Raw genomic sequence first — 10,693 nt, forward strand, 5'->3', positions numbered from 1 at the left:
AAGGGCTGTGGACGACAGAACAAGGATAGCTGCGGAAACTGTTTTGACTAAATAGGTCACCGTAAAACTCCGAAATTCAACCCAAAGCTGATATCCAGAGAAAAACGCGCCCCAAAAGAGGGCGCGTTTGCAGAAGCGAAAGTACTCCGGAACATTTTTGAAGTGTGGTTAATAGACACCAACTTCCGCATTGGCATCGGCCGAGGTCGTGAGCAGGTCAAAGACATACTGACCAACCGACCGGAAGCATACGATGTTGAAACATGCGTCTGTGTCCAGCCAAAAGGCACCTGCGACCTGCGCCAGTCGTGTGCGGCGGAAACCACCAGGGACAAACTGATCGGCGGCAAAATCCACGGGCGCGACCTTGGCCAGCACCTCACGTGCACCGGAACCAGACACCGTAAACATCGCACGCGCGTCAGAGACGTTGACCACCAGTGCATGCGCGCCCGTCAGCGCCGTCGACAATGCGTCCACCTTGGCGTCGACGTCTTGATAGGCGGTGACGATCAACAGCTCGTCCGGAGACATCCATACGACAGTTGTCCCGTCGGCCTGCGTGACTTTGCGGATGCCAGGGATGGCACAGCCAGTGCACTCCTTGACCGCTTTGGCCAGGGATTTCGACGCCAGATCCCCGCGCAGGGTGATCATGCCGACCAGACCTGCGTCCTTGACCTCAGCCAGACCAGTGAAGGAGGCTCCGTTCAAAACACTCACTGCGTTAGACATTCTGCTTCTCCCCGTCTTTGTCGTAGAAAACCGGATCAACGATCTTGGCCTCGTAAATCTTCCCATCAGTGCCGGGGAAAGAGATCACCTCTCCCATGCGTTTGGGGCCTTGTTTGACCAGACCCATCGCGATCCCACGGTTGAGGTTTGATGAGAAATAGGTCGAGGTGACGCGGCCAATGGTGTTCTTCTGGCCATTGCCGTTTACCCCATTGCCCACCGCATAGGCGCCGTCCGGCAGAACCGATCCATCGACCGTCTCAAGCCCGACCAGTTTCCACCGGTCCGGATCGGCCATGTGAGAGCGCAAATGAGCGCGTTTGCCGAGATAGTCGTCCTTTTTCTTGGACAAGGCCCAGTTCAGGCCCAAATCCTGCGGAATGACGGTGCCGTCCGTCTCATCCCCGATCATGATAAAGCCCTTCTCGGCGCGCAGAATGTGCAGACCTTCGGTGCCATAGGGCATGACGCCGAACTCTTTACCCGCTTCCATCAGCGCATCCCAAAACGCCTGCCCTTCAGAGGCCGCAACCGCGATTTCATAGGACAGCTCACCCGAGAATGAGATCCGATAGGCGCGCGCCTTGAAACCACCGATGTCCCCGTCTCGCCATTCCATAAACGGCAGCGCTTCTTTGGAGACATCCATGCCACCTAGCTTTTCCAGAACCTTGCGGGCGTTGGGGCCGACCACGGCGATTTGGGCAAATTGCTCGGTCACATTGGCGACATAAACCTGCATGTCCCACCATTCGGTCTGCAGCCATTCCTCCATATGGGCATGGATCCGATCCGCCCCGCCGGTGGTGGTGTGGCACAGCCAGGTGTCGTCATCCACGCGGGCAACAACGCCGTCATCCATCAGGAAGCCGTTCTCGGAACACATCAACCCATAGCGGCATTTGCCGATCTTCAGGTTCGACATCATGTTGGTGTACATCATGTCGAGGAACTTGCCTGCATCCGGCCCTTTGACCACCAGCTTGCCCAGGGTGGACGCATCTAACAGGCCAAGGTTTTCGCGGGTGTTCTTGACCTCGCGGTTCACGGCCTCTTGCACGGTTTCGCCGTCCCGCAGAAAGGTGAAGGGGCGACGCCAGTGGCCCACGGGTTCCCAATCGGCTCCGTTGGTGTCGTGCCAGTCATACATCGGGGTCTTGCGCAGCGGTTGGAAGACGTCACCGCGTGCCTCACCACCAATCGCGCCCATGGAAATCGGGTGATAGGGCGGGCGGAACGTTGTGGTGCCGACCTGTGGGATCTCAGATCCCAACGTATCCGCAAGGATCGCAAGGCCGTTGATATTGCTCAGCTTACCCTGATCGGTTGCCATGCCAAGGGTGGTGTAGCGTTTGGTGTGTTCGACGCTTTCGAACCCTTCGCGCGCCGCCAGTTGCACGTCGGATACTTTGACGTCGTTTTGATAGTCCAGCCAGGATTTCATCCGATGCTGGATGTCGGCATTTGCAGGCATCAGCCAGACCGGCTCCATCGGGGTCTCGGGCATGGTCTCCGCCGATGCTGGATCTGCGGTTTGGGCCGGGAAGCCCGCGCCTTGTGCGGCTGTGGCACCGGCCTGGGCCGCATCCGTCAGAACCGCGCTCAGCTCCAATGGACCCGAAGACGTGCCAGCCGTGACCACAAAGGCTTTGCCGTCGTGAGAGATCGGAGCACGGGTTGGGTCAGGGCGGAAATGGGCCTGTGTGTCGTCCCAAGTCAGCTTGCCGCCACAGTGGGACCACAGGTGCACCACGGGCGACCAGCCGCCGGACATGGCAACCGCATCGGCTGCGATCTCCTCAATGGATTGGCCATCACCGTCCTGCAGACAGATCGCGACCTTGGTGACACGTTTACCGTCGGCGACTTTGGCAATGGCGCGGCCGTCCTCGACACGGATACCCGCCGCACGTGCTTCTGCCGCGAGGGCTCCGCCCCCCAGACGACGAGCGTCCAGAATGCAGGCGATTTCGACGCCCGCCTTTTGCAGAATCAAGGCGGTGCGATAGGCGTCGTCATTGTTGGTGGCAACCACGACACGTTTGCCGGGGGTCACGCCCCAGTTCACCACATAGTCACGCATGGCCGATGCCAGCATCACGCCGGGCACATCATTGCCCGCAAAGGACAAGGGGCGCTCGATGGCGCCACAGGCGGTGATGATCTGTTTGGTGCGAATACGCCACAAACGGTGGCGTGGGCCGCCTTTGGACGGGTCATGATCCGTCAGGCGCTCATAGCCCAGCAAATAGCCGTGGTCATAGACCCCTGCCCCCATCATCCGATCGCGCAGGGTGACATTCTCCATCGCGCGCAACTCATCCAGGGTTTTGGTGACCCAAGCCTCGGCCTCCATCCCGTCGATGGTGCCGCCGTCCACTGGCGCGCGCCCACCCCAATGGGCGTTTTGTTCCATCAGCAGAACTTTGGCACCGGAAGCAGCCGCAGTTTTTGCCGCCTGCAGACCCGCCACACCGCCGCCGACAATCACAACATCAGCGAAGAAGTAGAAATGTTCGTAGGTGTCCGCGTCTTTCAGCTCTTTATCCGGCGCTTTGCCGAGACCCGCGGATTGGCGAATGAAAGGCTCGTAGACGTGTTTCCAGAACGGCTTTGGATGGATGAACATCTTGTAATAAAAGCCGGCCGTCAGCACGCGGGAGAACAGTTTGCTGTTCAAGATGCCGACGTCAAACTCCAGGCTGGGCCAGTGGTTTTGTGACTGGGCTGCAAGACCTTCGAACAATTCGGTGGTGGTGGCGCGCTGGTTCGGCTCGAACCGCTCTCCTGCGCCCAAACCCACCAGCGCGTTTGGTTCCTCGGAGCCTGAGGCCACGAGACCGCGCGGGCGGTGGTATTTGAACGACCGGCCCACCAGCATCTGGTCATTGGCCAGAAGAGCCGAGGCCAGCGTATCACCGGGATAGCCCAGCATACTGCGCCCGTTGAAGGTAAAGACGATCTGTTTGGTGCGGTCGATCAGGCGACCCTGTTTTGCGAGGCGAGTGCTCATATCAGCGGACCTTTCGCAGACCGAAAGCACGGGAGCCTCCGGCGGAAGTATTTTTGAAAAGATGAACCATCAGCTGGCGTCCTCGGCCCCGGCGTGCGGTGCGGAAGCATCGGTGAATTCGCGCCATGTCCAGCCGGGACGTTTCGTGGAGATTTCGTCCAAGAGTGCCTGTGGCGGGGTCCCAGTTTGCGCTGTGTATGTGCCGAATACCTCAAGCGTGACGGTGCAGCGAGCGGCGTGAAACCACTTGCCGCAGCCATTGACGTGGCGCCAGCGTTCAAAATGCACGCCTTTTGGGTTTTCGCGCATGAAGAGATAGTCGTGGAAGTCTTCATCGGATGAGCCGGGGCCAAAGCGTTTCAGATGCGCTTCGCCACCCGCCTGAAGTTCGGTTTCTTCGGCGTGGACACCGCAATATGGGCATTCAAGGATCAGCATTGGCTCTGCTCCGTCGTCGTATAATTTGCGAAGATCATCATCAGTGCGCCACCCCGGCAGCGACGGATTCGTCGATGAATTTGCCTTCTTTGAAGCGGGTCATGGTGAACTCTTCCGCGAGGTAGGAATGTCCCGTCGCCATCAGCTGCGCCATCGCCCAGCCAGAGCCCGGAATGGCCTTGAACCCGCCGGTGCCCCAGCCGCAGTTCACAAAGCAGTTTTTGACCGGTGTGGACGAGATGATGGGTGAGCGGTCGCCGGTGACATCGACGATGCCGCCCCATTGGCGCAACATCTTGAGGCGGGACACCATCGGGAAGGTTTCATTCAGGGCGCGCACGGTTTCCTCGATATGGTGGAAGGATCCGCGCTGCGTGTAATTGTTGAACCCGTCGGTGCCGCCTCCAATCACCATCTCGCCTTTGTCGGATTGCGACATGTAGCCGTGCACTGTGTTGGCCATCACAACCACATCCATGCAGGGTTTGATCGGCTCGGACACCAGGGCTTGCAGGGCGACGCTTTCGACCGGCAGACGGAAGCCGGCCATATTTGACAGGTCCGAACAATTGCCCGCGACCACCATGCCCAGCTTGTCACAGTCAATCGCGCCTTTGGTGGTGTCGACGCCCACAACGCGACCCGCCTCGGTGCGCACGCCGGTGACTTCGCATTTCTGGATGATGTCCATGCCCATCGCAGAACAGGCCCGTGCATAGCCCCAGGCCACAGCATCGTGGCGCGCGGTGCCGCCGCGGGCCTGCCAAAGACCGCCCAGAACCGGATAACGCGGCCCTTCGAGGTTGATGATCGGCACCAGCTCTTTGACGCGTTGCGGATTGATCCATTCGGTGGTCACGCCTTGCAACATATTGGCGTGGGCGGTGCGTTTGTAGCCGCGCACCTCATGCTCGGTTTGCGCCAGCATAATCACGCCGCGCGGGCTGAACATGACGTTGTAGTTCAGGTCCTGGCTTATATCCTCATAGAGGGAGCGTGCTTTCTCGTAGATCGCCGCAGACGGGTCCTGCAGGTAGTTTGAGCGGATGATCGTCGTGTTGCGACCGGTGTTACCACCGCCCAGCCAGCCCTTTTCGATCACCGCAACATTGGTGATGCCAAAGTTTTTGCCTAGATAATAGGCAGTTGCCAGGCCGTGCCCGCCGGCGCCCACAATAATCACATCGTAGTGACGTTTTGGTTCAGGAGACGCCCAGGCGCGTTCCCAACCAGAGTGATAGCGCAGGGCCTCCCGCGCCACTGCGAAAGCAGAATAGCGTTTCATAAGCGAATCCAGTGGTTCGTGTCTGAACTTTGTATGACGTTGCTTTGGACGAAAGTTGTGCCGTTATTCGTCCTATTTATGCACCTTTGCGACATTCGGATCGGCGCAGGACAGCGCGCCGCAGGTCATAGGGGTTTTTTCTGCGCCCGCGCCCCTGTAGACAGTGCACAAATATCGGAGAGCTTATGACTTTTTGGATCGTGACCGCCTTTATCTCGCTGTCTGTCGGCGTTTTGTTTTTTCTGGTCATCCTGCGGGCGCGCAGTTCGGGTGAACCTGCGGCGGCCTATGACCTGCGCCTGTACCGTCAGCAGCTGAAGGAAGTGGACCGCGATCTGGCCCGTGGTGTGATCCAGGACAGCGACGCCGAACGGATCCGCACCGAGGTCTCGCGCCGTATTCTGGCCGCCGATGCCGCGATAAAGAAGCATCAAGATGGTGACGTGCAACCCAAAGTGCCCTCGCTGATTGCGGCAGGTGTCACGGCTGCGGGGCTGGTTGGGGGTGCTTTTATCTTGTACGTCAACCTTGGTGCGCCGGGTTATGGCGATCTAGCGTTGGACTACCGGTTGGCGCTGGCCGCAGATCAGGCCGCAAACCGTCCCTCCCAGACGGAGATGGAGGCGACTGCAGAACCTTTTGAAATGCCCACCCCGCAGCCGAACTATGTGGAATTGGTTGACCGTCTGCGCCAAGCCGCGCAAAGCCGACCCACGGATCCGCGCGGGCAGGCCTTGCTGGCACAACACGAAGCGCGCCTTGGCAATTTTGTCCAAGCCTATATGGCCAAGGCCAAGTTCATTGAATTGTCCAACGGTGACGTGAACCCCGAGGACCACGCCGAACAGGCCGAACTGATGATCCTGGCCGCTGGTGGACTGGTCTCACCCGAAGCGGAAGACGCGTTGAAACAAGCGCTGACGCTGAACCCGGGCAATGGCACCGCGCGTTATTACTGGGGTCTGATGATGGGGCAAACCGGTCGTCCCGACATTGCCTTTGGGATCTGGCGTGAAACTCTGATCAACGGTCCGGAAGGCGCGCCGTGGATCGAGGCGATCCGGGCCCAGATAGCAGATATGGCATTCCGCGCGGGGCAAGAGATTGATCCGGCGTTGTTGCAGACCAACCAACCCGGCCCCACCGCCGAACAGATGCAGGCCGCAAGTGAAATGTCGCCTGAGGATCAGCAAGAGATGATCCGTGGCATGGTGGATGGTCTGTCCGACCGTCTGGCCAGCGAAGGCGGCACCGCCTCAGAATGGGCGCGTCTGATTTCCGCGCTGACCGTTTTGGGGGATGTGGAACGGGCGCAACGGATCTATGCTGAGGCACAATCGCGATTTGCAGATGCGCCCGAGCAAGCCGCGATCATTACCGCAGCGGCGCGCCAGTCTGGGCTGATTTCCGAATGATCTACGACACGATTGAAGACTTTGCTGCCGCCCTGCCCCAGATGAGCGCGCTCACCGGGCTGGATCTTGGCGAAAAGACCATCGGCGTAGCCGTCTCTGACCGGATTGGTGCAGTGGCGACCCCGTTGGAGACCATCCGCCGCAAGAAATTCGGCATCGACAGCGCCCGCCTGCTTGAGATTATCAAAGAGCGGGACCTGTCTGGGATCCTGTTGGGTCTGCCGCGCAATATGGATGGCACCGAAGGCCCGCGTTGCCAATCCACCCGCGCCTTTGCCCGTAACCTGTCGCGCCTGACGGAACTGCCCATTGGGTTTTGGGATGAACGTCTGTCGACTGTCGCGGCCGAAAAAGCGCTGCTGGAGGCGGATACAAGCCGCAGACGTCGCGCAGAGGTTATCGACCACGTTGCGGCGTCCTATATTCTGCAAGGGGCGCTGGACCGCATGCGCCATATCAGCGCCGGATAGGACAACAGATGAGCGAAGACGTTTGGAAACGAGACGAGATCCAGTCCCCTTGCATCAATATCTGCGTCATTCACCCCGAGACGCGGCTGTGCACCGGCTGCGCGCGCTCAATGGATGAGATCGCGACCTGGTCCAAAATGGACGAGGGTGAGCGCGACGCTATTATGGCCGATCTGGCCAACCGCGAACCTGCGCCCAAGACACGGCGCGGTGGCCGTAAGGGGCGGCTTAAGCGTTAAGCGGAAATCAGAATCCGACCGCTTTGCGCAGCATATTGAGCGCCACCAAAATCAGGAACACCGCAAACACGCGTTTCAGCGGTTTAGGATCCATCGCATGGGCCAGTTTGACCCCCAAAGGGGCCGTCAAAAGGGTCATCGCGATCACAACCCCAAAGGCCGGCAGGTTGACCGCACCAATGGTAAAGGGCGGCCGGTTCTCAGGCGTGATCTCCATCAGCAGGAACCCAACCGCCGCTGGCAGCGCGATGATCACGCCAAAGCCTGCGGCCGTGGCAACTGCACGGTGAATGGGCACATTGTGCAGGCTCATCAAGGGCACGCCAAAGCTGCCGCCGCCAATTCCCATCAGCACCGACAGAAACCCAACCGCGGGCGAGGTCGCCGCGCGTCCGGCCCCCGCTGGCATCGCCTCTCCCAACCGCCAGTGACTACGCCCAAAGGCCATGTACAAGCCAATCACCAGCGCCAACACGCCAAACAACAATTGCAAAGTTGTCGAGCGCAGTAACGTTGCCACCAGCACGCCCAGGATCGCACCAATCGCAATTCCCGGCCCCCAGCCACGCAGGATCTGCCAGTCGACAGCGCCCTTTTTGTTGTGGCTGTGAACCGACCGTAGGGATGTGACGATGATTGTCGCAAGGGACGTTGCCAGACAGATCTGCATCAGTTGATCACCGCCATAGCCAAGGGTCTGAAACGCATAGAAAAACGCAGGCACCAGAACGATCCCGCCGCCAACCCCCAAGAGACCTGCAAGAACGCCACCAAGCGCGCCTATCACCACGAGAAGCGCGAACATCTCGAGCAAAAGTCCTGTGTCTGGCATCCCATCCTCCCCGAATTCTACCTGCGCCTACCTCTTCTGGTGCGGGCCACGGAATGTCCAGCCCCGCAGGTTAGGTCTTTTTGAATGTGACGAAGCGTCAGGCCGCGCGCATCCGCACCTGATCTAATGCCTCCAACACCAGATCGGAGCCAGCGCCGGACTTATGTGCCCCTTCAGACAGGGTGCGCCGCCACTGGCGCGCGCCGGGCCGACCGGCAAAGGCGCCCAGCATGTGGCGGGTGATTTGGTGCAGCCGCGTGCCCTTGCGCATCTCATCGTCGATGAAGGGCAACATGGCCAGAACCGCCTCTTCGGCAGTCAGGCCCGTGTCGCGGTCAAAGATAGCCTGATCCGCCCCCACCAGAACATTGCCCGGCTGATGATAGGCCGCGCGTCCAACCATCACGCCGTCCACCCCCGCCTCCAGATGCGCTTGCGCGTCTTTGAGCGTCGCAACCCCGCCATTAAGCGAGATATGCATGTCGCCAAACTCCGCCTTCATCTGATGCACCAGATCATAATCAAGCGGTGGGATATCGCGGTTTTCTTTGGGGCTTAGCCCCTGCAGCCAGGCTTTGCGAGCATGAATGGTCACACGGTCACAACCCGCTGCGCGGATCTTGTCCAGAAAGTCCGGCAGAATGTCACGCGGTTCCTGATCGTCCACACCGATGCGGCATTTGACGGTCACGTCCACATCGACGTTCTCCCGCATCGCGGCAACACAATCAGCCACCAGCTCAGGGCTTTGCATCAACACAGCACCAAAGGCACCGGATTGCACCCGGTCGCTGGGACAGCCGCAGTTCAGGTTAATCTCATCATATCCCGCATCGGCGCCCAGTTCGGCAGCCTTAGCCAGCTCTTCCGGGTCCGAGCCGCCAAGTTGCAGCGCGATCGGGTGTTCCTCGGGCGCATAGTCCAACAGATGTAACGCCCCACCCCGCACCAAAGCCGGCGCCGTGACCATTTCCGTGTAAAGCAACGTCTCGCGGCTCATCAAACGGTGGAAATACCGGCAAAACCGATCGGTCCAATCCATCATGGGCGCACAACTTAAGCGTGCGCTTTGATGCAAGTTATATCTTTTATTTTCAGTCACTTAAGGCGCTCACATACTATGAATTCCGAGATTTACATAAGTAGTCGAAAATTGGACGGACAACAATAGACAGGGAAAAGCAACACTGGCCACTCCCAACTTTCGTCTACGCACGCAAAAAGCGCAAAGCGAATATCGAAGACAGGTTGCAAGCTGATGTCATTTATTTCGAGACAAGAGATTTCATATTTTCTTTGAAAAAGGCATCCAAACTCGCGCCATCTTCAAAAATATTATCCAATTTCCCGCGCTCCCAGATCACATTTTCTTTCAATTTTTTACCTGGGGTTCCCGCAGTTATGGAATGAGAATCGTAATCTGCATTTCCAAAAAACTGAAGCTGCCAACAATCGATGATTTCCCTACTCGCGCGTTTTTTGAAATGACAGCGCCTTGGCCAAACCATACATGATCCTCTAGGGTCAGGACCCATTAACTGATTGAGCCTGTCGGGTTGTTATGATTCACGACCCCTTGTTGTAGGGGGACATGATGAGCAATTTGTATTGGCTGACTGAGGCGCAGATGCAGCGTCTCAGGCCTTTCTTTCCGAAGAGCCGGGACCGAGCGCGTATGGATGATCGCCGTGTTTTGAGCGGCATTGTCTTCATTAATCGTAATGGGTTAAGGTGGTGTGATGCACCTGCCGAGTACGGCCCTCCAAAGACGCTGTACAATCGTTGGAAGCGTTGGAGTGATATGGGTGTGTTCGCTCGGATCATGATGGGGCTGGCTGAGCAGGCTCCCGACAACAAGACCATCTCGATTGATGCCACCTACCTCAAAGCACATCGCACGGCCTCCAGCCTACGGTTGAAAAAGGGGGGAAAGGACGCCTAATCGTGCTGACTAAGGGCGGCATGAATACCAAACTGCATGCGATCACTGACACCAGCGCTCGCCCTATCCGCCTCTTTATCACGGCAGGGCAAATCAGCGATTACATCGGTGCTCGCGCTTTGGTGAGCAATTTGCCAAAGATGGAATGGCTTCTCGGAGACCGAGGATACGACGCTGATTGGTTCCGAGAACCCCTTGTAGACAAGGGCGCAAAGCCCTGCATTCCTGGCCGCAAGTCGCGCAAGAAGACCGTCAAGTATGACAAACGCCGCTACAAACGCCGGAACAGGATCGAGATCATATTCGGCAGGCTCAGGGATTGGC

At 58.5% G+C, this 10,693-nt stretch carries 10 protein-coding genes and 1 pseudogene; 4 read left to right on the forward strand and 7 right to left on the reverse strand.

Annotated features, from left to right (window positions below; all coding sequences use genetic code 11):
* Positions 1–168: 168 nt before the first annotated feature.
* The 4 genes from KMP13_RS16450 to KMP13_RS16465 form a co-directional block, all read right to left on the reverse strand.
* Entirely contained in the window at positions 169–735 is a 567-nt protein-coding gene (locus KMP13_RS16450; protein WP_215267070.1) for a sarcosine oxidase subunit gamma, read from the reverse strand.
* Positions 728–3,748, reverse strand: coding sequence for a sarcosine oxidase subunit alpha family protein (locus KMP13_RS16455; protein WP_215267071.1), 3,021 nt, complete (start codon positions 3,746–3,748; stop codon positions 728–730). Before KMP13_RS16455 ends, KMP13_RS16450 begins: the two co-directional genes overlap by 8 nt.
* 69 nt (positions 3,749–3,817) lie before the next feature.
* Positions 3,818–4,186: a sarcosine oxidase subunit delta gene (locus KMP13_RS16460; RefSeq protein WP_215267072.1), complete on the reverse strand. Its 369-nt coding sequence runs from the start codon at positions 4,184–4,186 to the stop codon at positions 3,818–3,820.
* Positions 4,187–4,226: 40 nt separating this feature from the next.
* Positions 4,227–5,471, reverse strand: a complete 1,245-nt coding sequence (locus tag KMP13_RS16465) for a sarcosine oxidase subunit beta family protein (RefSeq protein WP_215267073.1) — start codon at positions 5,469–5,471, stop codon at positions 4,227–4,229.
* Between the two features lie 185 nt (positions 5,472–5,656).
* Between KMP13_RS16465 and ccmI the strand changes: the two genes are divergently transcribed.
* Genes ccmI through KMP13_RS16480 form a run of 3 tightly spaced genes read left to right on the forward strand, consistent with a single transcriptional unit; the run spans position 5,657 to position 7,595 of the window.
* Positions 5,657–6,886: a c-type cytochrome biogenesis protein CcmI gene (ccmI, locus tag KMP13_RS16470; protein ID WP_215267074.1), complete on the forward strand. Its 1,230-nt coding sequence runs from the start codon at positions 5,657–5,659 to the stop codon at positions 6,884–6,886.
* Positions 6,883–7,356 (forward strand): Holliday junction resolvase RuvX, encoded by a 474-nt coding sequence (ruvX, locus tag KMP13_RS16475; RefSeq protein ID WP_215267075.1) that lies wholly within the window; start codon positions 6,883–6,885, stop codon positions 7,354–7,356. The genes ccmI and ruvX overlap by 4 nt, the downstream gene beginning before the upstream one ends.
* A gap of 8 nt (positions 7,357–7,364) precedes the next feature.
* Positions 7,365–7,595 (forward strand): DUF1289 domain-containing protein, encoded by a 231-nt coding sequence (locus KMP13_RS16480; protein ID WP_215267076.1) that lies wholly within the window; start codon positions 7,365–7,367, stop codon positions 7,593–7,595.
* A gap of 7 nt (positions 7,596–7,602) precedes the next feature.
* Here the strand turns inward: KMP13_RS16480 and KMP13_RS16485 are convergent, their stop codons facing one another.
* The 3 genes from KMP13_RS16485 to KMP13_RS16495 all read right to left on the reverse strand — a co-directional run bounded on the left by KMP13_RS16485 (position 7,603) and on the right by KMP13_RS16495 (position 9,935).
* Positions 7,603–8,427: a sulfite exporter TauE/SafE family protein gene (locus tag KMP13_RS16485; RefSeq protein WP_215267077.1), complete on the reverse strand. Its 825-nt coding sequence runs from the start codon at positions 8,425–8,427 to the stop codon at positions 7,603–7,605.
* 97 nt (positions 8,428–8,524) lie between these two features.
* The gene (gene dusA / locus KMP13_RS16490; protein WP_353055722.1) at positions 8,525–9,529 is read right to left on the reverse strand and encodes a tRNA dihydrouridine(20/20a) synthase DusA; all 1,005 of its coding nucleotides are present in this window, start codon (positions 9,527–9,529) and stop codon (positions 8,525–8,527) included.
* 163 nt (positions 9,530–9,692) lie between these two features.
* Positions 9,693–9,935, reverse strand: coding sequence for a hypothetical protein (locus KMP13_RS16495; protein WP_215267079.1), 243 nt, complete (start codon positions 9,933–9,935; stop codon positions 9,693–9,695).
* 86 nt (positions 9,936–10,021) lie between these two features.
* Between KMP13_RS16495 and KMP13_RS16500 the strand changes: the two are divergent.
* Positions 10,022–10,693, forward strand: a pseudogene (locus tag KMP13_RS16500) (IS5 family transposase); the annotation flags it as partial.

It is taken from the genome of Epibacterium ulvae (assembly GCF_018678075.1).
In the GTDB taxonomy this organism is placed as follows: domain Bacteria; phylum Pseudomonadota; class Alphaproteobacteria; order Rhodobacterales; family Rhodobacteraceae; genus Epibacterium; species Epibacterium ulvae_A.

What these genes read in the sequence shown, in the direction of transcription:
- KMP13_RS16450 (WP_215267070.1), bottom strand. Translation starts at nt 735, where the DNA reads ATGTCTAACGCAGTGAGTGTTTTGAACGGAGCCTCCTTCACTGGTCTG.
- KMP13_RS16455 (WP_215267071.1), bottom strand. Translation starts at nt 3,748, where the DNA reads ATGAGCACTCGCCTCGCAAAACAGGGTCGCCTGATCGACCGCACCAAA.
- KMP13_RS16460 (WP_215267072.1), bottom strand. Translation starts at nt 4,186, where the DNA reads ATGCTGATCCTTGAATGCCCATATTGCGGTGTCCACGCCGAAGAAACC.
- KMP13_RS16465 (WP_215267073.1), bottom strand. Translation starts at nt 5,471, where the DNA reads ATGAAACGCTATTCTGCTTTCGCAGTGGCGCGGGAGGCCCTGCGCTAT.
- ccmI (WP_215267074.1), top strand. Translation starts at nt 5,657, where the DNA reads ATGACTTTTTGGATCGTGACCGCCTTTATCTCGCTGTCTGTCGGCGTT.
- ruvX (WP_215267075.1), top strand. Translation starts at nt 6,883, where the DNA reads ATGATCTACGACACGATTGAAGACTTTGCTGCCGCCCTGCCCCAGATG.
- KMP13_RS16480 (WP_215267076.1), top strand. Translation starts at nt 7,365, where the DNA reads ATGAGCGAAGACGTTTGGAAACGAGACGAGATCCAGTCCCCTTGCATC.
- KMP13_RS16485 (WP_215267077.1), bottom strand. Translation starts at nt 8,427, where the DNA reads ATGCCAGACACAGGACTTTTGCTCGAGATGTTCGCGCTTCTCGTGGTG.
- KMP13_RS16495 (WP_215267079.1), bottom strand. Translation starts at nt 9,935, where the DNA reads ATGGTTTGGCCAAGGCGCTGTCATTTCAAAAAACGCGCGAGTAGGGAA.